Origin of the sequence: Thermoleptolyngbya sichuanensis A183 (genome assembly GCF_013177315.1) — a bacterium.
Lineage (GTDB): Bacteria > Cyanobacteriota > Cyanobacteriia > Elainellales > Elainellaceae > Thermoleptolyngbya > Thermoleptolyngbya sichuanensis.
Window position 1 is genome coordinate 2,340,769 of sequence record NZ_CP053661.1, and the last position, 23,279, is coordinate 2,364,047.

Genomic DNA, 23,279 nt, shown 5'->3' on the forward strand with positions numbered 1-23,279 from the left:
GGCGTTGCCATGTGCATTACGCTTTGAGCCGATTTGAAAGCGCTACTATACAGGCAAGATCTCTAATCTTTTGCCAGCCCTCCCTAAACGCATGACTCCCTTCCGCCGGGTTCTCACGGGCGCGGTTTTGTTCCTGATCACCATCATCGTGGCCACGGCCGGATATATGGTTGCGGGCTGGACGTTTCTAGACGCGATTTATCAGGTTGTCATCACGGTCTTTGGCGTTGGCTTTGGCGAAGTGAATCCGATTACAACGCCAACCCTGCGCCTATTTACCATGCTGGTCATTATTGGCGGCACTTCCTCAGCAGTCTACGCCGTGGGAGGAATTGTGCAGATGATTACTGAGGGAGAAATCAATCGGGCGCTGGGAGTCAGACGGATGCTAAAAGCCATTGAAACCCTGGAAAATCACACGATTATTTGCGGCTTTGGGCGCATGGGGCAAATCCTGGCGCGGGAGCTGAAAGACAAGCAAAAGCCCTTCGTCATTGTTGATAACGATGCCGGCCGCGTGGTTGAGGCCCAGGAAATGAGCTATCTGGTGATCAGCGGCAACGCAACGGATGAAGAAGTGCTAGAGCTAGCAGGGATTCGGCGAGCCAGATACTTGGCGACCGTCCTGCCAGACGATGCGGCAAATGTGTTTATCACGCTGACATCGCGGGGCATGAACCCGGCCCTGTCCATTTTGGCGCGGGGGGAATATCCTAGCACCGAGCGCAAACTCCGGCTTGCGGGCGCAAACCATGTCGTGCTGCCCGCCACCATCTGCGCGATGCGAATGTCCCAAATGATTACGCACCCGGCCTCCCTTGACTTGCTGAACCACAACGACGGCAGTAGTACACTGAATGAATTGCTGGGAAATCTGGACATGCAGCTCGACGAGTTGCGGGTGTCTCGTGGTTCGGCTCTAATTGGCAGCTTTGTAAAAGACCTAGAAGTGCGGGGGCGCGGGCAGGTCGGCCGCACCTATCTGATTGTGGCCCTGCGACGAGCAGACGGAACCTTGATTATGAATCCTGGTTCCACCGTTGTGCTGCATGAGGATGACACGGTGATTGTGATGGGGCACAGGGGCGACATGCCCAAGCTGGCCGAAGAACTGTCGCTCAAACGGCAAATTCGCTATCGTGGTGCAAAGCTTTAGTAGACGAATGGTATAGCACTACGTATTTGGGTTAGGACGTTATCATAGAGCCATCAGGAGAGTTTAGGAACACCTATGCCCGCCCCCTACAGCTACGACTTGCGTTGCAAAGCGATTGAAGCCGTGAAACAAGGTCACCGCAAAGTTGATGTCTGTCGAATGTTCAACATCAGTCGCAATACCTTAGACCTGTGGTTGAAACGGGAAAAAGAAACGGGAGATTGCCGAGCGATGACTGGGTTTCAGCGAGGAAATCGGCATAAGATTACCGACTGGTCGCGCTTTCGTGAGTTTGTCAAGCAGCATGGGGATCAGACCCAAGCGAGACTGGCAACCCTGTGGGGGGATAATGTGACACAGCAGGACATCAGTCGAGCCTTGCGAAAGATTGGGTTTAGTCGAAAAAAAAGACCTATGGCTATCGGGAACGAGACGACCTGAAGCGACAGGAGTTTCAAGAGCGCTTGAGGAGTAAGCTGCCACATCAGGTTGTCTATGTCGATGAAGCAGGCATTGATCATCGAGACGTGTATCCCTACGGCTACTGCGAGGTTGGAGACCGCTTCTATGGGCTTAAATCAGGAAAACGCACCGAACGAGTCAGTTGGATTGCGGCCTTACGAGAGAACAGCCTCTTTGCGCCAATGACCTTTGCTGGCTCGTGCAACCGGGATTTAGTGGAGAGGGGGTTGGAGGAGTGCTTAGTCCCCCAACTGCGAGCGGGAGATGTGATTGTGATTGACAATGCCAGTTTCCATCATTCTCAAACCATTGAAGAGATCGTGGCTCAAGCAGGGTGTGAGATTTGGTATTTACCCCCTTATTCCCCAGACTTGAACGAGATTGAGCATTGGTGGTTTGTGCTGAAGAATTGGATGCGGCAACGCTGGGATGAGTTTGATAACTTTCGCGATTGTGTGGATGCTGCTTTTAGAGAATGCCCTAACGTGACTGCGTAGGGCTATATCACCTAAAATCTGGAATTAACCCGACGGTTTTCGTATAACACCCCTAGATGGGCAGCTATCTAGAAACTTTCCGTCTAAGTAGGTGGGACATTAATAAATATAAAACCCAAAGAACCTGTGCCGCCCGCGCAGCGGGCGGCACAGGGTTCAGGATCTGTTTTTTAATCTGGTCTATCTACTTAGTAATATTTTTAACCCTCGCATGATTCGCGATCGCCTCATTCCAGCTTTGAAGCGCGAGTTCGCTGGTTGGGAGATTCAGTTCGACTCTCCGCCGCAGCCGATAGCTACTTTCCCTGCGGCCCAGCCCGCTGTCGGCAGAGTTTTCGTCTATGACGACGGCGACGAGGCGACAGTTTTGATCGAGAAGATTACGCACAGTCATTTCAATCCTTATGACAAGAAGCTTTCAGAGCCGCAGAGAGATGAGATTGTGACCGAAGATGTCCTGGATTTTCTCCAGGCTTTGTTCAGTGATCGCGTCCTTTTGCATTGCACCCTGGACGGTCGTATGGGTGGTTGGACGAGATTGGATTTGCAGAATGGATCAGTTGAGTTATCGCCCGCCCGCCGGTATTTTCTGTGGTCGCGCCCCTACACGCTATGACAACCGGACGCAAAGGTTGAGTCGCGACAGACTTGGGTGAGTGTGCAACGTCCCAAAAGGTATCCGGGGGCGATCGCCCAGAGGTGCGGGTGCAGGGAGATGAAGGGCGATCGCCGAAAGATGCTGGTACATCAAAATTGACTAGAAAATGCAGACCTCTGCATAGCCGCTGCGTTGGTCGCCGGGTCCAACGAACACCGGCAGACCACGATTCGGCAGGAATTAGCCACCCATGAATGCCTGGGCAAGACCAATGTAAAGCGGTATGCCAAGGGCGATCGCCACTGGTGTTCCAACGGCTGTAGACGCGCCGATGTAGGCAGAAGGGTTGGCTGAGGGGATACCGGCTCGCAGGGTGGGCGGTCCCGAAATGTCCGAACTGGAGCAGGCAATGACGGCCAGGATCACAACACCGCCGAGGCTAAACCCTGTTACAAAGTGAGCAATCATGCCAAGACCAAAGGCGATCAGCCCATGCACCAGTGGAGCTATTACAGCATAGACAGCGTACCACTGAGCCACCTTACGCAGTTCGCCAAGCCGGGACCAGGCCTCCATTCCCATAACCAGCATCAGAATAGAAAGCAGACCCCGAAAGAGAGGCTCGTAGAAACTTTCAAAGACGCTGTCTGGACGGGTTAGGATGCCCAAAGCGATACCGAGCAACAGCGCCGAGAGCGCCGAACCTTGAAGACTTTCCTTCACGATGGGCCAAATTCTAACTCGCTTGCCTGGGGTAGTGTCCGGATCTTTCGGATACCCGGCTGCGGTAATGCCCGACCCACCAGGATACCTGCTTGCAGGGCCGCTGATTTCGTCGGTATACCCACCGACAGCCACGGACTGCTTGCTAACGTACTCCTCATTGAAATAATACTTATCGCGCTTCCGCTTGCTGAGATAGATGCTGGCTACAACGATTGCCGTCACGAGCGCGGGGATATCCATAAAAGGATAGAGAGCCCCTGCCCAAGCTTCGTACTCAATGCCTTGCTCTTCTAGCAGCGTCAGGGCGGCGGCGAGGGTCGAACCACTCACAGCACCGAATAAGCCTGCAGTAGCAACAGCATCTACAACTTTAACATTTGGCATTCTGGCGAGCGTGTAGCGCCCGATAAATACGATAAGAATGCCCATGACCGCAGCGAACAGTGCAGGTAGCAGCATCTCCGACAGATTGGCATTGCGGATTGCGATGCCGCCGCTCAGACCCACTTTCATGAGCAGCATGAAGACAATGAATTTATAAATTGCATCTGGAATTTGCAGTTGGCTACCGAGGGAAGCAATAACCATGCCGCCAATCAGAAAACCGAGTGTCGGGGACTGCAACTGTCCCATAAAACGCATTAAGAAACCGGATAAGAAATCCACGGGTACCTCCTTCCGTCTCCTCTGGCGAGGAGCGATGATGTATGACAGGTGAGCCTTTATTTAACAGAGTCGAAGAGCTTAAGAGTGAAGCGCTTCACCCCTACTAGCGAAGGCGTTACGCAAGAACCTGCTGATAAGGTGTTGAGAGAGGGGGCGCTCTCTGAAAGATCTGAAAGGCGATCGCGGTTCCGAATAACCTTTCATAGACTTAGGTCTATTAAGACTCAAATCTTCATGGACTCAAGTCTATCCTGAGATGAATAAATTTTTGCACCCCTGCGACGTAGATTTGAACTACGATGTCAAATCCATGCGATAAGTTTTCCTTTTGCTTGCTGCTTTCTGATATAGATCTAGTTAATGTGAATCGAGATCATAGATTTTTCCTAATAGTTCTAGGATTTACGAACTTGCGATTAAACTTTCTGGGTCTTGGACGATTTCTCGCGGGCACAGCCCGCGAGAAATTGTCTAACTGCGTAAGTCCTAAGTTCATGGAGTTCCCAAAGTTGTTTGGCTCATCTCGACCGAGACAGCAACTGGGCGCGAAAGCTTGCGCTGTCTGGGGCTGACTCGTGGCGATCGCCCTCCGGAATACCCCAGGAATAAGCGTTGTTTATGAAACGTTTCCGCTAATCTGAGGCAATCCTTCTCAACAAAGTGAGTCTCGCACCATAAACTCAGTGATATGGTACAAGACTAAATCATAGATTTATTCCTTGGATTTTTGCAGCAGGACGTTTTAGGAGGCGACCAAACATGACTCAGAAAGCCAGCAAACTCGTCATTGTTACAGAAAAATTGTTGTTGAAACAAATCACCCAGATCATCGATGAAGCCGGGGCTGCTGGCTATACGGTGATGCCTGCTGGCGGGAAAGGCAGTCGCAACGTGCGCTCGTCAGGGCAGCCGACCGTTAGCGATGTTTACTCGAATATCAAGATCGAAGTACTCACTGCCAGTCGGGATATGGCTCTCAACATCGCAGATACCATTGCAACGAAGTTTTTTGACGATTATTCAGGCATTGCTTATCTCTGTGATGCGGAGGTATTGCACGCGCACAAGTTCTAGTACCGGATCTAGGGACGGCCTCAGTTCTCGCATGGCGAGGGCAGTCAGGGCGATCGCTCTTTCTGGGTCATTCCAGGGGCGATCGCCTCTCCGTAGCAAGCTTGTAAATAGCAGGCTTATTGAAGTCGCAAGCCTACAGGCTTTGGTGAAAATTCTGACGGGTATTGCTCAGAGCATCAATTTGCAGTGCGTCGATTTGCCGCCATTCGGCATTGGTGATGGGCTGTGCAGCGAAGCAAATGCCAAAGCACTGTTCTGCTGCGGTTGCCAGAGTGGTGATGATAGTGGCGAGGTCAGGCGGATCACCGATGGCCGATTGGATCACCCCATCCGTTGCTGGTGCTGTGCCAAAGACCTGATAAGACAGATCGGAGTCGGGGCAAAGGCGCATAGAGCCATGTTGCAAAATGCACTCGCCGCGCCGCAGTTGGGCGCTGCCGATGAGTTTGTGGCCACTGTCGGTGACTAGATCCGCGCGAGTCGCTGTGCCAAAGCAGTTGGGGTTGTGGATATAGCCGCGGCCGGCTGTGCCGTAGTGGAGCGATACGCCGAGCGATCGCCAGCCTTCGATTAAAAACGTGCAGATCTTCTCATAAGCGGCGTTGCGGCTGGGCCCCAGCCCCGACGTGATGACGGCATAGGTTAGGTCGCCCTGATGCAGCACCGCACGGCCGCCGCTAGGACGACGCACCAGATCGATGGGCTGATTCTGGTAAGTGAGCGATCGCCAGTGTTCAGGAATCTGACGCTGATGATAGCCAAGGGAAAGGGCGACTGGTTCCCAGGTATAAAACCGCAGCGTCGGCGGATGCAAACCCTGGGCGTGTTGCTCGAATAGCCAGCGATCGACGGCCATTTGCGTCGCGCCATCTGCGGTCATCGGCGGAATAAGCCGCCAGACAGAACGAGAATCGTCATCGTTTGCGTTCATGGCGGGGGAACCGCCCAGGTTCAAGCGCCAAACTCGGCCTGAAGGATCTCGTCGTAGCTGTCGGCGACGGAAGCGACCATCGTAATGTTGCGCGACACCTCACCGGGGGACAATTCCGCAACCGTGCGCTGCGCCGCGACGATCACCTTGCCATCCATGATGGCGAAGTGAGACTCGAAGGTACTCGTCCAGTTCAGTTCCAGCAGCTTTCGCATGAGTTCTAGCTCGTTTTTGGCGGGCAAACTCAGCACTGGCGACCAAACGATCAGCATGTCGTCATCCGTTTCGCCCGTTAGCTGCACAAACACTTCCACACTGCCATATTTGAACTTCCACAGATTGCCCTGGTCAGATCGGCTGACCATCGCGCTCTGGTCTTCTTGCAGGCTGGAAATCACAGTTTCAACGACATCCAGATGGCTGGTTGCTTCGATAATTTCTTCTGTCAAAGCTTGGCTGGATTCAGGTTCCATAGGAAGCAGGTCGCTCAGTGAGTGGACAAATGGTTGGGGGATTGGGGATAACCGTAGACGAACACAAATAGCCGAAGAAAATTGCAGAACCAGGAAATACCTTCGGGTGTAACCTAGGTTACAGCCTGATTTGCAAGGCTACTCACAACTTTAGCCGCTCAGGGTGCAATCCTGCATGTTTCTACCAAGTTTCTTTCTAAAGCGGCTAAAGCGGGCGATCGCCCCAGGACTTCATGACGCACTGCCTCGCCCAACGCGCTAGATTAGGCACAACGCCACCTCCCGTCCTCACTCGCTGTGCTGCCGATGACCCGCCTGAACGTCCCCCAAAATTCCACATCCCAACGTCCAGACTCTTCTTCAGACTTTTCTTCAGACTCTTCTTCAGAGAATGCCAGATCGTTGGTTGCAGCGCTCAAGGAATGGGCGATCGCCCTCGAAGCCCTGCTCAGCGGCGACACTATTCTGCTGTTGCGAAAAGGCGGCATCCGGGAAACAGGCGGTCGGTTCAGCGTGGCACAGTCCCGCGTGCTGCTCTACCCCACCTACGAACACCAGCAGCCACACCTGCTCAAGCCGCCCTACGCCGACCGAGTGCAGCCCGTCCCCTCCGGCTGGCATCCCAACACCGTAACCCTCTGCGCCTGGGCCGACATCACCCACATCTTTCAAATCACCACCGCAGAAACCGTTGAGGCGCTGCTGCCGTTTCACATTTGGACAAACGCCCTAGCTACAGAACGGCTGAAATGGAAGCCTCAGCAGCCGCTCTACGTCCTGCTGCTGCGCGTGCATCGGTTCCCAGAATCTCTCACGTTGCCTTATCAAGAGTCCTACGGCGGCTGCAAATCCTGGATTGATGTGGAACTTCCTGCGGGGTATGTGGACAATCCCTTTGCAGATGCGCCCGTCCTGACGCAGGAGCAATACGACAGCCGTGTTAAGGAGATTGAGCGGGTGGTTTTGGGTCAGTAGAGAAGGCTCCGGATGCCAAGCCAGTAAGCCTTGGGGGGAGCTTCCCCCCAAACCCCCGCTTGGGGGACGAAGCGCGTCCCCCAAACCCCCTCCGACCTCGGTTTTGGCGATGCAGTCGAGATACTGTCCGTGCCAGATTTGACTGGATTTGTAGTGACACAAACCTGAAAGATTCTCCTCACCCTCCAATTACCCTCCCATTCACCAATTCAGACCAGTTTCCCCATCCAAGCCGCCCAATTCTTACAGAATGCTGCACAGTCCCCACACGCCCCAAGCCCCAGCGATACACTATGGAGTTGGCTACATGGGGTTGGCTACTGCAATAGATTGGGCTGGCGCAGCCGTTCTGTGCCGCGAAACACACCCTGGCGGGTCATTCTTGCCTAGTCTGAACCTTGTGAAACCCCGCTAGAGGCATAACTAAGAGATTACTAACATGCTGCATCGCATCTTCACCGCAGTTTTGATTGGGCTGCTCGGACTCATCCCGTTGTGGACCGCGCCCCAACCTGCCCAAGCCGCAGGCTGCACCCTTACGGCAATCGTCTGGGAAGGCTATACCGATTCTTCCTTTGCCGATATTTTTGAACAAGAAACAGGCTGCACCATCAAAGCCACCTACGCCGGGTCGAGCGACGAGATGTTCGCCAAGTTCCGCGCAGGCGGCGGCAAAAACTATGACCTCGTTTCTGCGTCGGGCGACATCACCGAGCGGCTCTACAAGGCAGGCCTGGTGCGCCCCATCGACACCAGCAAGCTGCAAAATTACAGTGCCGTATTCGAGTCATTTCAGGACGGCAAGTGGAACACCTTCGGCGGCAAGCCCTACGGCGTAACCTTTGCCTGGGGGCCCAACGTGCTGGTTTACAACACTAAGCAAGTAAAACCCGCGCCGAAGTCCTGGGATATCTTATTTGACGATAAATATTCTGGCAAAATTGCCCTGCCCGACAACCCCATGACCATTGCCGACGTGGCGCTGTGGCTGGGCAAATCTGACCCCTATGATCTCACCGACGCAGATCTTGCCGAAGTGAAAGCCAAGCTATTGGAACTGCGTCCACACATCCGCAAATTCTGGACGACAGCAGGCGAACTGGCCAACCTGTTTCAGTCGGGCGAAATCGTAATGGCTCACGCCTGGCCGCTGACCTATACCCAACTCAGCAACGAGGGCTATCCCATCGGCTCCGTCAGTCCCCAGGGCAAGCTGACAGGCTGGACAGATTCCTGGATGATTTCCAAAAATTCCAAGAACCCCGAAGCAGCCTATCAGTGGATTGACTTTATCCTCAGTGGCGACGGGCAAAAGGGCGTGATGGACGTGACGGGCTACTCTGGCGCAACGACGCTGGGCGCGGAGGCCGTGGGCCCCGAAAAGGCGCACGAGCTATTCATGGATGATCTGTCGCTGCATTCGCAGATCAACATGTGGCAGAGCGTAAAGAACTACGACCAGTGGGTTCAGCTTTGGAACGAGATTCGCAGCTAAACTGCATTGGGCGCATCCTAGTTCTGCAAGTTTGCCGTCATCCCCCAGCCCCTCCTCCCAGAGCAGGAGAAGGGGAGCCGGATTGGAAGTCCCTCTCCCGCTTTGGGAGAGGGATATAGGGTGAGGGTTGTAAAAGTGGGATACACCCAACTGCAATCCTCAGTACCGCATTCCTCAGTCAAACGAAATTGCTGAAAGCCCTGCAAATGCCGACTGGCAATCCAAAATCGCCAATCCAGAATCGTAAAAATCCAGAATCGTAAATGGGTAGCAGCTACGGCTCTTGGTACGTCCACATCAGACCGCCATCGACCAGGAACGTAGAACCCGTAATGTAGTCTGCTTCGGCAGAACAGAGAAACGAAACCAAAGACGCAACCTCCTCCGGATTGCCCATGCGCTGGAGGGGGATTTTTTTTGAGGAATTCTTTGGATTCGTCTGAGTCGTCTTGCAGGCTGGTGTTTTTGTCGGGGGCGATCGCCCCCGGTGCGACATTGTTAATCGTAATCCCCAGCGGCGCAAGTTCCGTTGCCAGCGTGCAGGTCATCATCTTCATGCCGCCCTTGCTGGCGCAATAGGACGCAAAATCGGGAAACGACAGTTCCTCATGCACCGAGCTAATGTTGATAATCTTGCCGGGGTGTTTGGCTGCCATGCAGTGATGACAAAAGCCTGCGCCGAAAAGAAAGCACCCTTCAAGTTCACATCCATCACCTGGTCGTAATCTTCCTCAGTGACTTCCCAAAATGATGCTTTCTTCTGGATGCCTGCATTGTTGACCAGAATATCCAGGCGACCAAAGTGAGCGACGGACTCTGCCACCATCCGGCGCACCTGCTCCACGTCGCTCACGTCAGCCTGCACGATTTTCCCTTCGACCGAGCAGCCATATTGAAAACATCGGCCGCCTGCTGCCTCAACCTTGCCCAGCGTTTCGGCTGCGCCCTCTGGATCGGCGCGATGGTCAATCACCACACTAGCGCCATCAGCCGCCAGACGAAGGGCGATCGCCTGTCCGATGCCTGTGGTGCTGCCCGTCACCAGCGCAACCTTTCCGTCCAATTTCATGGCTGCCTCCCAAGGAGATTATTAAGAAATACTTGTGATTGATGGAGTTTTTGTTGCCTCACAGCAAGATCTTGTTACGCAATGCCTCCCCCTGACCATCCTCGAAAGAGGCATTCTGGTGAGTTTTTTCTACTTCTGTAGACAGACTGTAGACAGAACCTTGAGTTAAACGCAGGGGTATTGCAGGACAGACTAGACCCACGAACTACTGATTCACTGTTACTGACTCACTGTTACTGATTCACTGTTGATGAACTATTGCTGAGCAGTCGAGAAGGAGCGCAACCGAATCTGCCATAATATCTTGAGCTTCAATCCATGACAGTCCAGGGTCAACCGCAAGAACCGTTCATTCCACAGCACGCTGATCATGCAGATCGTCCAAGTCGTCGATCCGCTCACTCAAGCAGATTCATGCAATCCCGCGCTCGGTGGCAACGAGACCAGCAGGTGATTGAGGCGCTGTCGTCTCTGCTGGACTATGTTGGAGATCTGAACCGCTATTTGGAACGAATCGCGTCTAGCGTTTGTCACTTGCTCCGAATGGATGTAACTGTGATTACGCTCTGCGAAGGAAATGGCTTTGATCGCGTCATTGCAAGCTCTGATGGCGAAGAAGATCACACGCTCTATACGCTCCACGGAACAGTAACGGGAACGGTGGTGGACACTGGGCGATCGCTTGTGGTAGAAGACACGCGCCTTAATCCCGAAGCAGGCGAAATTCCCGACGGCTATCTCTGCTATCTCGGCGTTCCTCTCCGCACCCCCCACGGCGACATCCTTGGCACGGTTTGTTCCTTTAGCTATTCGCCGCGCAGGTTTGCAGAAGAAGAAGTGCGGACGGTGGAACTGTTTGCTGAGCGGGCAGCGATGGCGATCGCCCACTATCGCCTCTATCAGGAGCAGCAGCGGTTTAACGAACTGCTGGAGGCAGAGGTGTTCAAGCGCACCCAAGAACTCCGCGCCGCCCAGGCAAAGCTCATCGAGCAAGAGCGGCTAGCCGCCATCGGTGAATTTGCCGCTATGATCGTCCACGAAATTCGCAACCCACTAACCACAGTAAAAATGGGTTTAAAGGCCTTTGGACGACTGGCTCTGGCAGGGCCAGACCAACTGCGGCTGACGCTGGCCAGCGAAGAAGCGAATCGTTTGGAAGACTTGCTAAACGAGATTCTCCAGTTTTCCAAGCCGCAGCGGGCCATGCAGACAGAGTCCGTAAACCTGGCGGCGCTGCTGCAAGACGTGGTGACGCAGGTGCAGGAAACGCCGATTGGGCAGGGACGCATCATCGAACTGGCGATCGCCCCAAACCTGCCGCCCGTGGTGGGCGATCGCAACAAGCTCAAGCAAGTCTGCCTGAACCTGCTGCGAAACGCCTGTGAAGCCGTGATGGAGGGCGATCGCATTCGCTGCACCCTGTTGCCCGATGCCGACACACCCCAGTCGCCCCAGAGACTCTGCCTATCCATCCACAACGGCGGCCCGCCAATTCCCCCCGAAGACCTGCCCAAGCTGACGCGCCCCTTCTACTCCACCAAAGCAGGTGGCACCGGCCTCGGCCTCGCCCTCGTCAAACGCATCATCGATGCCCACGGCGGCAGCCTGTCCATTCAATCCACCGCCACAGAGGGCACCACAGTCACCCTTCACCTGCTAATCTAAGCCTTACGTTTTTCCCCCTTCGTTCTTCATTTTTCCCTCTTCCTTTTTCGTTCTTCCTTTTTCCCTCTTCCCTCTTCCCATGTCCACGCCCCCCATCCAGTGGTATCCCGGTCATATTGCAAAAGCCGAGCGATCGCTTCTGGAACAGCTTAAAAAAGTCGATGTTGTGCTGGAGGTGCGGGATGCGCGAATTCCAATAGCGACGCGCCATCCGCAGATAGGGCAGTGGTTGGGCAACAAAGAGCGGGTGCTGGTGCTGAACCGCATGGACATGATCCCCGCTGGGGTGCAGCAGGACTGGCGTACTTGGTTTCAGAAGCAAGATGACACGGCGTATTTTACCGACGCGAACCACGGCAAGGGCGTGGAGGCAGTGTCTAGGGCGGCGCAGGCTTTGGGCGCAAAAATGAACCAGCGACGGCGTGATCGCGGCATGTTGCCTCGGCCGGTGCGGGCGGTGGTCATCGGCTTTCCCAACGTGGGCAAGTCGGCGCTGATCAACCGACTGCTGAAGCGGCGCGTAGTAGAGAGTGCCCGTCGTCCCGGCGTAACGCGCCAGCTTCGGTGGATTCGCATTTCCGACGAGCTGGAACTGCTGGACGCGCCGGGAATTTTGCCCTCCAAGCTAACGAACCAGCAAGCCGCCCTGAAGCTGGCCATCTGCGACGACATTGGCGAAGCTGCTTACGACAACCAGCGAGTCGCCGCCGCCTTTGTGGACTTATGGAAAGAATTGTCCGAAGCCGCGCCCACTCTTATCGGCAGCGGTCTGGAAACTCGCTATGGGCTGTCGCCGTCTGGAGTCACAGGCGAAACCTACCTGGCGCAACTGGCCGAGCATCGCTATCAGAATGACGTAGAGCGAGCCGCGCGACAATTGCTGAATGATTTTCGCAAGGGGCTGCTGGGAGCCGTGCCGCTGGAGTTGCCGCCAGCAGCGATCGCAGCGGAGGGACAGGGCAATCCTGACGAAAGGGCTGAAGAAAGGGCTGAAGAAAAGAGCGGAGAACACTCTGGAGCACAGTAGCCCCCAGAGATCCTTGTAAGGAAATATAAAGCGAGTTTACTTTTTCCTAAAAATCTGAATCGGTAAAGACACAAACTGAGCGTTTTGCAGCGCAGTCGGGCGATCGCTCTTATTACAAAACATGAACTTAGTTTGAAAACATTGCGTTATCCCATGCAGAGTATAAAAACTCGCGATATATATCGTAAATGTGGAACCCTGCAAGGCAGTCTTAACTGAAAGACTCATAAGGCCTCAAGTGTAGTGTAAGGACTTATATAGGACTCAAGCGCGATCGCCCCTTTGCCGCTTCAGGAATTTTTCAAAGACTGCTGTGACAAGTGCCCTGCAAGTGCCCTGAAAGTGCCCTGAAACTGCCCTGAAAGTGCCCTGAAACTGCCCTGAAACTGCCCTGAAACTGCCCCGAAAAAATTACTTTGAAAGATTGCCCCGACTGTCCACAGGTTTCTAACAGGTTTCTTGATGATCCCCGGATTGTGACCAGATTTTAATCAGCAGGTTTTAATCAGATGATTTGAGCAATCATCTGATCGACTAAATCTGATAAATCTGATGATCGACTAAATCTGATCTGATAAATCTGATCGACTTAATCAGTTCGTTCGATGCCTGATTTTTGAGCTTTTGCAGACTGGATAATTGGCTAAATGACTGACCAAATTGTTAGCTAGAAGCCGATCCCCAGCCTCACCCCCCAAATCAATGGGCGATCGCCCAGCATTGCAGCCCCTTTGCAATATCCCTGAGCAAACCGCGATGTATTTGGGTTCTGTAGATTTTGGACACGTTGCATGACTTTTTCTCGCCACGATTCTCGCTCCGAATGGTCTGCTTTGGCGTTTCAGACCGATAGTTTACGACTCAATGACCTAGCCGATCCCGCGCTCAATCAGCAGTTGCACACCGACCCACCTGCCTGCGATACCCAGGGAGAGCGTTCGGCAACAGGGATTTACGTTACCGTCCACGGGCATTTCTACCAGCCGCCCCGCGAAAATCCCTACCTGAACGCTATCGAGCGGCAGCCCAGCGCCTCCCCTTATCACGACTGGAATGAGCGCATCCACTACGAGTGCTATCGCCCTAACGCCTTTGCCCGCGTCCTAAGCGACCAGGGCGACCTGCTGGGGATCGTCAACAACTACGAGTACCTCAGCTTCAACATTGGCCCGACGCTGATGAGCTGGCTGGAACATGCCGATCCTGAAGTCTACCAGCGCATTCTAGACGCAGACCGCAAAAGCTGCGATCGCCTGGGAGGCCACGGAAATGCGATCGCCCAGGTCTATAACCACATCATCCTGCCCCTGGCCAACGACCGCGACAAGCGCACCCAGATTCGCTGGGGCAAGGCAGACTTCAAAGCCAGATTTGGGCGCGATCCCGAAGGCATGTGGCTGGCAGAAACAGCAGTAGACTACTCGACGCTGCGAATCCTGGCAGGAGAGGGCATTCGCTTCATTATCCTGGCTCCGTCGCAGGCCCAGCGCTGCCGTCCCCTGCCCACGCCCGACGAGCGCGATCCCCACTGGATTGAAGTCGGCGGCAGCCAGATCGACCCCGTGCGCCCCTATCGCTGCTTTTTGAATTCGCCCCATTTCCAGCGCGACGGCACCCTGGGGCAAGATGGGCTGGGTGAAACTGGAGCCGCCCCGAACCGAGCTGCTACGCCCTACATCGACATTTTCTTTTACGATGGCCCCATTTCTCGCGACATGGGCTTCAGCGACGTGCTGAGCAGTTCCGAGCATTTTGTGGGACGCATCGGGCAGGCGGTGCGCGGGGATCATCGTCCTGCTCAGTTGATCTCGGTGGCCACCGACGGCGAAACCTTTGGCCACCACAAAGGCGGCACGGAAAAGGCGCTGGCCTACGCCTTTACCCACGAGTTTCCGCAGCGAGGCTGGCTGGTGACAAATTTTGCCCACTACCTCAGCCTGCACCCGCCCACTTGGGAAGTGGAACTGAAGCCCGTGACGGCGTGGAGTTGTTCCCACGGAGTCGATCGCTGGCAAGACGACTGCGGCTGTGGTGGGGGCGGCGAGTGGCATCAGAAATGGCGGCGGCCGCTGCGGGATGCGCTGGACTGGCTGCGGGATCAGCTAATTGCAATTTACGAACAGTCCGGTGGTTCGTTTTTCCACGATCCTTGGGCGGCGCGGGATGGCTATGTCGCTGTGTTGGGCGAGCGTTCTGATACCGTTCTCGATGCGTTTTTCGCAGCTTACCAAAGCCACGATCTGATGCCGTCCGAACGGGTCGAAGCGCTGAAGCTGTTGGAAATGCAGCGCCACGCCCTGCTAATGTACACCAGTTGTGGCTGGTTTTTTGAAGAGGTGTCGCGGCCGGAGGGGACGCAGATTTTGCGCTACGCTGCCCGCGCCCTGGAACTGGCAGAAGACCTTGCCGCAGTTCGCCTGGAACCAGAGTTTGTCCGTCGTCTGGCGGCGATCCCCAGCAATGTGGAACAGTTTGGCAACGGCGCGGAACTCTATCGCCAACTGGTTGCGCCTGCCCGCATCACGCCAGAGCAGGTGGCCGCGCACTATGCCATCAGTTCCCTTTTCCACAGCTATTCCCAGGAGCAGCGTCTCTATTGCTATAGCGTCCAGCGGTTAGACTATCAGCTTCGCCGCATGGGATCGCTGACGCTAGCCTTGGGGCAGGTGCAGTTGACCTCCGAGATCACCCGCGAGGTGGTGAATCTGGAGTTTGCGGTGCTACATCTGGGCGGCTGGGATTTTCACTGCTGCATTCGGCCCGCCAGCGGTCGTCGCGCCTATTTGCAATTGCGGGATGAGTTGTTTGAGGCGCTGTCCCTGGCCAGTGCGGCGCAGGTGATTTTGGCGATGACGCGCACCTTTGGTGACTCGCAAAGCGATCTCTGCGGGAATCGCTCCTTTAGCCTGCAAGATCTGTTTGCTGAGGAGCGTCATCGGCTGATGCACCTGCTCAGTCAGGAAACCCTGACCCGCCTGGATCAGCTGTATACCCAGGTCTATCGGGACAACTACGGCGTGCTGCGGGCGTTTCATCGGGATGCGCTGGAGCCGCCCCGTGAACTGCAAGTGGCCGCCGAAATTGCGATCGCCCATCGGCTGACCCACTCCCTGCAAGCTCTAGAGCGCGAAACCTCTGATTTGCCCCCCACCAATCCCGAATTGTGCGACAGCTATTTGTCGGAACTAGAGGCGATCGCCGCCGAAGCCAACCAACTCCACTGCCATCTGACTGTGACCCCAGCCAAGCAAATCCTGGAGCGGCTGATCCTGCGGCTGCTGTGGCAAGCTCTCAACGAATCGGAACTGGACACCCTGGAGCCAACGCTGGTCTGGATTGAGCAACTGCTGGCCATCGGCGAACAGCTTCATCTGGGACTGGCGCTGGATCGAGTGCAGGAGTTGTACTGGCGATCGCTCCACCGCTACCTCCTGCCCCGCTGGTCTGTCGCACAGCAACACTCTGATGCATCTGCCAAAGCTGAACTGGCGCTGCTTCAACCGCTGCTGTCGCTGGGCAAGGCACTGCGTATTGAAGTTCCGCTGGGGACGTTGGCATAACGCTCCCCAGGCTTCCTTGCTAAACTGTGAGAAACGCCGACTGCTGCGCCCTGAGAGGACCACCTAATGCTATTGACCAGCCTGCCCGATACGCTGCTTACCCCTGCGAAACTGCCCCATCTCAGCTATGCCGCGCCGCGCGATCGCTTTGATGAGTCGTGGGATGCGCCGCTGTCTACGCTGCTGGGGCTGGGTCGGGCGGCCGGAGCCGATTTTGTCGAGTTCTTCCTGGAACGGGTTAACTATATTAACTGCCTGGCCGAAGACGATACCATCACCAGCATTTCGCCCAGCTTGACCACGGGCGCGGGTGTGCGCGTGTTTCGCGGCAAGGCCGACTGCTACGTTAGCACCAATGATCTGACCTTTAGCGGGCTAAAGCTGGCGCTAGAAAAGGCGTTGTCCATCATGGGGCTAGAACTGCCCAGCGGCAATGCGTTCATCCCGGAAGTGGTGCTAGAGCCGCTGCGGGACTATGGTACGCGCAAGGGCAAGGAAGCCTGGCTGGAGCAGTGTAGCTCGATTCGCGAGATGGGCGAAATTTTGCTGGCAGCGAGCGATCGCCTCGGCAAAAAAGCCAGCCATGTCCAGTCGCGCCGCGCCTCCTACTTCCGCGACTGGCAGGAAGTGCTGGTGGCCGCTAGCGACGGCACCTTTGCGCGAGATATTCGCCTGACGCAATCCACCGGGTTTAGCCTGCTCTGCGCCGATGGCGACCACCGTGCCTCCATCGGGCAGCGCATCGGCAGCACCAGCCAGCCCGATTTTCTCCGCACCTGGGATATGGACAGCACCGCCGAAGAAGTGGCGGAGTCTGCCGGAAAAATGCTCTACGCCGATTATGTCGAGTCTGGCACGTACCCGGTGGTGATGGCGAATCACTTTGGCGGCGTGATCTTCCACGAAGCCTGCGGCCACCTGCTAGAGACGACGCAGATCGAGCGCAAGACTACGCCCTTTATCGACAAAAAAGGGGAGAAGATTGCCCATGAAGCGCTGACCGCCTGGGACGAAGGGCGATCGCCCAACGCCTTTGGCACGATCGACATGGACGATGAGGGGATGCCTGCTCAGCGCACATTGCTGATCGAAAACGGCATTCTGAAAAACTTCCTGAGCGATCGCGCTGGGTTTATGCGAACCGGCCACCCGCGCACGGGCAGCGGCCGCCGCCAAAACTACACCTACGCCGCCGCCAGCCGAATGCGGAATACCTACATCGCGCCGGGGCCGTACTCTCTCGACGACCTCTTCGCTTCCATCGACAAAGGGATTTACTGTAAAAAAATGGGCGGCGGCAGCGTCGGTGCAACGGGTCAGTTTAACTTTGCGGTAGACGAAGCCTATCTGATTGAAAACGGCAAAATCACCAAGCCCCTCAAGGGCGCAACTCTGATTGGTGAAGCGGTAGAAATCATGCAGCGCATCTCCATGTGTTCCCAAGATTTGGGGCTGGCGGCGGGCTTCTGCGGCTCCATCAGCGGCGGCATCTACGTCACCGTCGGACAGCCTCACCTAAAGGTCGATGCGATTACGGTCGGAGGACGGTAGCTCAAAGTAGCTTAAATACTCAAAGTAGCTCAAATAAGAGTGCGGGTGCGGGCTGGTGATGGGATGAGGCGATCAGGAGAGTAACTTGAGAGCCACTTGAGAGTAACTTAGAGTAATTTAATTGGATCGCGACTAAGCCTACCCGATCCGACTCATCCCCTTACCACTTCATCCGTACTTTTCTAAGTAGATAGACCAGATTAAAAAACAGATCCTGAACCCTGCGCCGCCCGCGCAGCGGGCGACGCAGGGTCTTTGGGTTTTATATTTATTAATGTCTACCTACTTATCTCTCCATCACTCGCCCCATCAACTGTTGCAATCGTGCGACCAACGGCAACGCCGGAAATTGCTCAGCCCGAATCTGGGGTAACTTATCGCGGATGTCGCGGATATTCCAACCCGTGAGTCGGGCCAGGGTTTGGGCTTCTTGCTCGAAGCGCTGCCGGAGCGATCGCCGATATTGCCGCCCTGCCTCACACGCCATCTCGCCCGTATAGGGATGCCGTAGGATATAGCGCCCCTGAAATAGGCTGCGGTTGTTGGTCTGCTGAAAAATCAGGTCTTCCGGAAACTTATCGCGGGTATAGCGCACATGCAGCCGCGTGATGAATACGTTATTGGGCATCTCCGGGCGCGTCCAAAACACCCCCGCCTGCCGCAGTTCCTCTGGCGACAGCGGCTCCGCCGAGCAGGGGTCGCAGCTTCCCATATCCCAGGCATATTCCAAAAACGCCACATTGCGCCCCTCGCGAGTGTAGCTGGTCTGGAACATGGCTTTGTAAAAGGCGCTAAACTCGTCCTTCACGTATACCGGAATTTCTGCATCCGACGGCACCTTCACCGTGCGATAGTTGCTGACTTCTGCCTGCCCTTCCGGCGACAAAATGTAGACCAGCAAATCCTGAGAACTTTCTGCGTTGACCATGCCCAACCGCAGCGGCAGCATAAATCGGGGCGATTCGTAGGTCATTTGCAGGGGTCGCAACGCCTGATAGCCCGAATTTTCGTATTCCTCCAGATTCACCTTTGCTACAAAGAACTTCATCTGCTGGCGAATGTAGGGACGCAGCAGGTCTCGCGCACCCTGGGGAATGCGGTAGCCATTTTGCACCAACCAGGTTTCCAATCCATCAGACTCGCGGGCGCTGAGAATCAAAATATCGTACTCGCCGACGGTGAACCGTTCTTCTATCGTCACCCCTAGCGCCTGATTGCTGCGTCCAGCCCGACCAGGAGCGGCGCTTTCCATCGCCGGAGCGGCCATTGGGCGGTTCCAGAAGATGGGCGGAGCGCACGGATCAGGGTCAAAGTATTCCACCAATCTCGGTGCGCTAAACGAATCGAGCCGCTCGATGATCCGTGAATCGGCTATTTGCACCTGTTCGCGCTGCAAGATCACGGGAACTGGAACAACCATTGCAAAGTTTTTGACATCACCCTGGTAGTCATTGGCCATCGTGAGAACCGTGCGATTTCCACTGCGGGCGATCGCCACCTGAGAAGCCTGGTTATACAGCTTCGCATCGGCTTTTGCCACATAAAACCCGCAAAATGCCAGTGCTTTGGATGAAACTGTGAACGTGAGCAAGAATGCTATGAGGGCGATCGCCCACACTCGAAAAGACCGCAAAGAGTTCAGTGAATGTTTAAGCAGAGATTTCATAGAACCACCTATTCAGGAACGTATTTTTGTCGAGATGCAAGTCGGGGAGAAAACGGGAGCCGCAGCGCCGACTGCGACCACTCGAACCGGGCGGCAGGCAGCAGCCAGTCCAGCAGCAGACTCAGCGGAGCCAGGGCAAACAGGGCCCAAAAGGGAGCCGTGGAGAGAAAGAAGACATTCCGCAATATAAAGGTAAGAAGCGCGATCGCCCCTGCCCAGATCAGCCGTCCGGTGCGGGAATTGGGAATTGTGCGCGGGTCGGTAATCATAAACAGCGCAAAGACCAGCAGCGAGCCGCTCATCAGCCGATGCGCCCATACGTCCCACGTCCAGCCCAGCCACAGGTTCCGCACTGCCTCCAGCACCGCATAGCTGCCGAGAAACGCTGCCGACGTGTCCCAGCGCCCCACCTTTTGCAGCACCAGCCCACCCGCCCCCAAAAACAGCAGTCCATACCAGCCGCTTTCGCCCCACTGCCCCGGCGAAACCCACGCATCACCCGACCACAGCAGCGCCATGACAATGCCAAAATTGCCGGGATTAAACACATGCCCGCCCCGTAGCCGCAGCACAAACTTGCTGGCGATCGCCCCTATCACCGCCAGCGCCATTGTCAGCGGATGATCGACTCGCAGCAGCAGGCTCATTCCCAGCCCCGTCACCAGCGCACTGGGCAGACTGGAGAGAATTTTGGGATTGCGACACCGCAGGGCGATCGCCCCCCAGAAGTCGCCTGTGTGATTTGCGTGATTTGCTGTTTCTGTCGCTGGATCTTCTGTTTCTGGATCTTCTGTCTCTGGATCTAATGAATCTGATGGATAAAATACGGCTCCGCAAAGTGCCTGGGTGATGAGGCAAGTGGCGATCGCCGACAGCACCACAACCGGGTTCAGCGACCAGTCCCGCGTGCCCGCCCCCAACAGCAAAAACAGCGCCAAAAAGCCAATTTGATAAAGCCTCGCGTCCTGTACCATCGTTCGGTTTCGCCGCAACGTTGGCAGCTATTATGTCGCGCTGCTACATCGGCTAATCGTCTGTTTCAGATTTTGTAACCGCAGGTAAGTTACAGCGTTTCCCTACGACAGCAGCTTTTGGTATTCTTGCTCGGTGATCAGGTCACGGGTCGTTTCCACGCGATCGACAAACACCAGACCATTTAAGTGATCGACTTCGTGCTGGACAATGCGGGCGACGAAATCGGTAAAGACCTGACGGCGCAGATTGCCGTGGCGATCGCCATATTCCACCTCGATTTCTCGATAGCGGGGCACGAGGCCGCGAATCCCTGGCACGCTGAGGCAGCCCTCCCAGCCTTTTACCGTTTCGTCGGAATGGCTCAGCAGGCGCGGGTTCAGCATAGGCACAGGCTCCATCTCTGGCGCATCGGGGTAGCGCGGGTTTGGGCGCGACGCGACGATGACCAGACAAATGGGCTGACCGACTTGGGGCGCAGCGATGCCCACGCCGTTTGATGCGTGCATCGTGACCAAGAGCTGATCGATGAGGGCTTGCAGGGCAGGATCACTGGAAGAGGCGATCGCCTGCGCTGTGTCTCTCAACCTGGGATTGCCCAACTGCAAGATTTCTAAGCGGCGGGAGTTTGAGGAGGGGTGAGTTTGGGTCATGTCGGGTGAGGGTTACAAACTTGCAAACTGGGGTGTCGGGGCTGCCTGCTCTAGGCTGAGGCTAGCGATTGGGACGGCGCTCGGCGGTGGGCTTGCGGAGGCGCGTCAGCCCCAGTTCGGTCTGCACCCGCAGGCGCATGGCGGCGTGGCGATCGATGCCCTCGTAGGCGTAGCGGTTATATCCGTTCTGGCGGATTTGTCGCTCGATGTTGCGCTGTCGCTCATGGGTATCGGGGTGGGTAGAAAGCCACTCAAAGGGGGCGACTTGCCGCTCTTGTTTTGCCAGCGTTACCATCAGCCCGTGCAGCCCGTCCGCTGCGTAGCCTGCCGAGGACAGCAGTCGCGTCCCAAAGGCATCGGCCTGGCGCTCCATGTCGCGGCTGTAGTTGAAATAGAGCAGGTTTGCCGCATAGCCGCCATAGGGAATGAGCTGGAAGGCGTTGCCTAGGGTGTTGGCATCGACCGCAAGCTGGAAGCCATGCGAGAGGGAGGTGTGGGCGAGTTCGTGGGCGATCAGTCCGGCTAGCTCTGCTTCTGATCGGGCTTTCAGGATTGCGCCTGCGTTGATGAAGATTTTGCCGCCCGGCAGTGCAAAGGCGTTGAGGCTGCGATCGCGGATAATGAAAAACTCGTACTCAAATTCCGACCGCCCCGTCATCGCGGCGAGGCGCTGCCCAATGTTGTTGACGTAGGCATTCACCGCTTCATCCTGAATGAGCGGCAACTGGCGGGCGGCACGACGGGCGATCGCCTCTCCCACGTTCTCTTCGCCCCGCAGCAGCGCGATTCCGGTCTGAATTGAAGAGATGGGGCCAAACAGGTTGCCCGTCAGCGCAAAGCCCAGCGCCCCAGTCAGCAAGTTGGCGATCGCCCCGGCTCGCAAATCGCGCTCCAGCCGATTGCGGAAGGTTCTGGCGTGCTGAGCCGCCAGCGCTTCAAACGCCGCCGCCGCCGGGTCATCGGGATACATCAGGGCAAACTGCCGCGCCGCGATCGCCGCTTCCACCAGTTGCCCGTTGGTTGCCAGGGCCCCCACCCGTGCCTGCACCAGTTCTGCCGAGTCGGGATATAGCCCCACTGCCCGCTCCAGCACCGCCAGCGCCTCGTTCGAGCGATCGCCTGCCGCCAGCACCTCGGCATAGCGCAGATGCCCCAACATGAACTCTGGATACTGCTGAGTCAAGAGCCGCAGGGCAGACTCCATGCGCGGACGAGAATTCTGCGATCGCCCCGCCTCTGCCTCGCGCCAGTAGACCTGTCCTTCGGGCGGCAACGCCTCTGGCTCGGTGACCAGCGGGGGCACTTCGACGACATCCACTTCATCAAACGGCGCTTTTGCCAGCCGATAGCGGGCTTCCGCCTCGCGCCGCAGGCCCATCTGCCACAGCGCATCCCCCTCTCGCAGCAGTTCCAGCGCTACCGCCGGGTCGATCGGGGCAGCACTGGGTTCCGGTGCGGCGATCGCTGGCGCAATGACTGGCTCGGCGACTGGCCCGGCGACTGGCTCCGTAACGACTGGCTCCGTGACGACTGGCTCCGTGACGACTGGCTCGACTCGCTCCGTCAGCGTATCCAGTTCAGGGTGCGGCTCCGCAGATGGCTCATCGGCTGTGTTCAGGGTTGGCGCAGGGCCTGGGTTCGCCTCTATCGGGTCAACCCGTTCTCCCGCCACAGCAGGCTCATCCACCGCTCCCAGCAGAACTTCAGCAATGGGAGAAATTTCGGCGGTTGCTCCAAATTCTTCTAGCACCCAAGCCGATGAGGCATTGGCGAGGTCTGCTGAGGCCACGGGCAACATCGACGGAGGATCTGCCGAGGCTTCGGTGACGGGCGACCCTAGCCAATCGGGCGCTGAGATACCGTCGGACGCTACAACCTCTGAAACAGGCGCGACTGAAACGGACGCAACTGGCCCCAACGCACCGGGCGCATTGGGCTGGGCGGCGATCGCCCCCTCCACCAGCGCTTCTGCTAGGGACAGCGGGATCGCCAAAAGGCTGCATAACCAAAGACGATGGAGAAGAGAGGACATGGCGATCGCCTCCTCAGCATTCTACAAGTCA

The 23,279-nt window shown here is 56.2% G+C and carries 17 protein-coding genes and 1 pseudogene; 10 read left to right on the forward strand and 8 right to left on the reverse strand.

The genetic code is table 11. The features are described from left to right. Positions 1-91: 91 nt before the first annotated feature. The 3 genes from HPC62_RS09830 to HPC62_RS09840 all read left to right on the forward strand — a co-directional run bounded on the left by HPC62_RS09830 (position 92) and on the right by HPC62_RS09840 (position 2,731). Positions 92-1,156, forward strand: a complete 1,065-nt coding sequence (locus HPC62_RS09830; protein WP_172355240.1) for a potassium channel family protein — start codon at positions 92-94, stop codon at positions 1,154-1,156. A gap of 75 nt (positions 1,157-1,231) precedes the next feature. Next, positions 1,232-2,115 (forward strand): IS630 family transposase gene (locus HPC62_RS09835; protein WP_205370190.1). Its coding sequence is split into 2 segments (ribosomal slippage): positions 1,232-1,558 and positions 1,561-2,115, totalling 882 coding nucleotides; the frame shifts between segments, so codons are not numbered across the junction. Between the two features lie 211 nt (positions 2,116-2,326). Next, positions 2,327-2,731 carry a hypothetical protein gene (locus HPC62_RS09840; protein WP_172355242.1) on the forward strand — a complete coding sequence of 135 codons (405 nt, stop codon included), beginning with the start codon at positions 2,327-2,329 and terminating at the stop codon, positions 2,729-2,731. 222 nt (positions 2,732-2,953) lie between these two features. Here HPC62_RS09840 and HPC62_RS09845 read toward each other — a convergent pair whose 3' ends face one another. After that, complete coding sequence (locus HPC62_RS09845) at positions 2,954-4,105, reverse strand: sodium-dependent bicarbonate transport family permease (RefSeq protein WP_172355244.1); 1,152 nt, start codon at positions 4,103-4,105, stop codon at positions 2,954-2,956. Between the two features lie 759 nt (positions 4,106-4,864). Between HPC62_RS09845 and HPC62_RS09850 the strand changes: the two genes are divergently transcribed. Then, positions 4,865-5,179, forward strand: a complete 315-nt coding sequence (locus HPC62_RS09850) for a P-II family nitrogen regulator (protein ID WP_172355246.1) — start codon at positions 4,865-4,867, stop codon at positions 5,177-5,179. 133 nt (positions 5,180-5,312) lie between these two features. On the opposite strand, the gene HPC62_RS09855 is transcribed toward HPC62_RS09850, so the two are convergent. Both HPC62_RS09855 and HPC62_RS09860 read right to left on the reverse strand, forming a co-directional pair. After that, a complete protein-coding gene (locus HPC62_RS09855) occupies positions 5,313-6,110 on the reverse strand; it encodes a lipoate--protein ligase family protein (protein ID WP_172355248.1) in 798 nt (265 codons plus the stop codon). Between the two features lie 20 nt (positions 6,111-6,130). Beyond that, complete coding sequence (locus tag HPC62_RS09860; protein ID WP_172355250.1) at positions 6,131-6,583, reverse strand: YbjN domain-containing protein; 453 nt, start codon at positions 6,581-6,583, stop codon at positions 6,131-6,133. Between the two features lie 402 nt (positions 6,584-6,985). Here HPC62_RS09860 and HPC62_RS09865 point away from each other — a divergent pair, with 402 nt between their 5' ends. Beyond that, positions 6,986-7,558 (forward strand): DUF1802 family protein, encoded by a 573-nt coding sequence (locus HPC62_RS09865; protein ID WP_225906687.1) that lies wholly within the window; start codon positions 6,986-6,988, stop codon positions 7,556-7,558. A 439-nt stretch (positions 7,559-7,997) separates the two neighbouring features. Beyond that, positions 7,998-9,053: an ABC transporter substrate-binding protein gene (locus tag HPC62_RS09870; RefSeq protein ID WP_172355252.1), complete on the forward strand. Its 1,056-nt coding sequence runs from the start codon at positions 7,998-8,000 to the stop codon at positions 9,051-9,053. A 274-nt stretch (positions 9,054-9,327) separates the two neighbouring features. On the opposite strand, the pseudogene HPC62_RS24155 reads toward HPC62_RS09870, so the two are convergent. Beyond that, positions 9,328-10,122, reverse strand: a pseudogene (locus tag HPC62_RS24155) (SDR family NAD(P)-dependent oxidoreductase). Positions 10,123-10,536: 414 nt separating this feature from the next. Here HPC62_RS24155 and HPC62_RS09880 point away from each other — a divergent pair. The 4 genes from HPC62_RS09880 (at position 10,537) to HPC62_RS09895 (ending at position 17,925) form a co-directional block, all read left to right on the forward strand. Beyond that, positions 10,537-11,787, forward strand: coding sequence for a GAF domain-containing sensor histidine kinase (locus HPC62_RS09880; RefSeq protein ID WP_172355254.1), 1,251 nt, complete (start codon positions 10,537-10,539; stop codon positions 11,785-11,787). Positions 11,788-11,866: 79 nt separating this feature from the next. After that, positions 11,867-12,814: a ribosome biogenesis GTPase YlqF gene (gene ylqF / locus HPC62_RS09885; protein ID WP_172355256.1), complete on the forward strand. Its 948-nt coding sequence runs from the start codon at positions 11,867-11,869 to the stop codon at positions 12,812-12,814. A gap of 791 nt (positions 12,815-13,605) precedes the next feature. Beyond that, positions 13,606-16,374, forward strand: coding sequence for a DUF3536 domain-containing protein (locus tag HPC62_RS09890; protein WP_172355258.1), 2,769 nt, complete (start codon positions 13,606-13,608; stop codon positions 16,372-16,374). 66 nt (positions 16,375-16,440) lie between these two features. Then, positions 16,441-17,925: a TldD/PmbA family protein gene (locus HPC62_RS09895; protein ID WP_172355260.1), complete on the forward strand. Its 1,485-nt coding sequence runs from the start codon at positions 16,441-16,443 to the stop codon at positions 17,923-17,925. Between the two features lie 286 nt (positions 17,926-18,211). Here HPC62_RS09895 and HPC62_RS09900 read toward each other — a convergent pair whose 3' ends face one another. From HPC62_RS09900 to HPC62_RS09915, 4 genes are all read right to left on the reverse strand, one after another. Then, positions 18,212-19,558, reverse strand: a complete 1,347-nt coding sequence (locus HPC62_RS09900; RefSeq protein WP_390820253.1) for a DUF2330 domain-containing protein — start codon at positions 19,556-19,558, stop codon at positions 18,212-18,214. 41 nt (positions 19,559-19,599) lie between these two features. Further along, the gene (locus tag HPC62_RS09905) at positions 19,600-20,565 is read right to left on the reverse strand and encodes an RnfABCDGE type electron transport complex subunit D (protein ID WP_172355264.1); all 966 of its coding nucleotides are present in this window, start codon (positions 20,563-20,565) and stop codon (positions 19,600-19,602) included. Between the two features lie 102 nt (positions 20,566-20,667). Next, the gene (gene def, locus HPC62_RS09910) at positions 20,668-21,216 is read right to left on the reverse strand and encodes a peptide deformylase (RefSeq protein ID WP_172355266.1); all 549 of its coding nucleotides are present in this window, start codon (positions 21,214-21,216) and stop codon (positions 20,668-20,670) included. A gap of 61 nt (positions 21,217-21,277) precedes the next feature. Further along, positions 21,278-23,248 carry a M48 family metalloprotease gene (locus HPC62_RS09915; RefSeq protein ID WP_172355268.1) on the reverse strand — a complete coding sequence of 657 codons (1,971 nt, stop codon included), beginning with the start codon at positions 23,246-23,248 and terminating at the stop codon, positions 21,278-21,280. Between the last annotated feature and the right edge of the window lie 31 nt (positions 23,249-23,279).

What these genes read in the sequence shown, in the direction of transcription:
- HPC62_RS09830 (WP_172355240.1), top strand. Translation starts at nt 92, where the DNA reads ATGACTCCCTTCCGCCGGGTTCTCACGGGCGCGGTTTTGTTCCTGATC.
- HPC62_RS09915 (WP_172355268.1), bottom strand. Translation starts at nt 23,248, where the DNA reads ATGTCCTCTCTTCTCCATCGTCTTTGGTTATGCAGCCTTTTGGCGATC.
- HPC62_RS09850 (WP_172355246.1), top strand. Translation starts at nt 4,865, where the DNA reads ATGACTCAGAAAGCCAGCAAACTCGTCATTGTTACAGAAAAATTGTTG.
- HPC62_RS09855 (WP_172355248.1), bottom strand. Translation starts at nt 6,110, where the DNA reads ATGAACGCAAACGATGACGATTCTCGTTCTGTCTGGCGGCTTATTCCG.
- HPC62_RS09880 (WP_172355254.1), top strand. Translation starts at nt 10,537, where the DNA reads ATGCAATCCCGCGCTCGGTGGCAACGAGACCAGCAGGTGATTGAGGCG.
- def (WP_172355266.1), bottom strand. Translation starts at nt 21,216, where the DNA reads ATGACCCAAACTCACCCCTCCTCAAACTCCCGCCGCTTAGAAATCTTG.
- ylqF (WP_172355256.1), top strand. Translation starts at nt 11,867, where the DNA reads ATGTCCACGCCCCCCATCCAGTGGTATCCCGGTCATATTGCAAAAGCC.
- HPC62_RS09890 (WP_172355258.1), top strand. Translation starts at nt 13,606, where the DNA reads ATGACTTTTTCTCGCCACGATTCTCGCTCCGAATGGTCTGCTTTGGCG.
- HPC62_RS09895 (WP_172355260.1), top strand. Translation starts at nt 16,441, where the DNA reads ATGCTATTGACCAGCCTGCCCGATACGCTGCTTACCCCTGCGAAACTG.
- HPC62_RS09840 (WP_172355242.1), top strand. Translation starts at nt 2,327, where the DNA reads ATGATTCGCGATCGCCTCATTCCAGCTTTGAAGCGCGAGTTCGCTGGT.
- HPC62_RS09870 (WP_172355252.1), top strand. Translation starts at nt 7,998, where the DNA reads ATGCTGCATCGCATCTTCACCGCAGTTTTGATTGGGCTGCTCGGACTC.
- HPC62_RS09860 (WP_172355250.1), bottom strand. Translation starts at nt 6,583, where the DNA reads ATGGAACCTGAATCCAGCCAAGCTTTGACAGAAGAAATTATCGAAGCA.
- HPC62_RS09905 (WP_172355264.1), bottom strand. Translation starts at nt 20,565, where the DNA reads ATGGTACAGGACGCGAGGCTTTATCAAATTGGCTTTTTGGCGCTGTTT.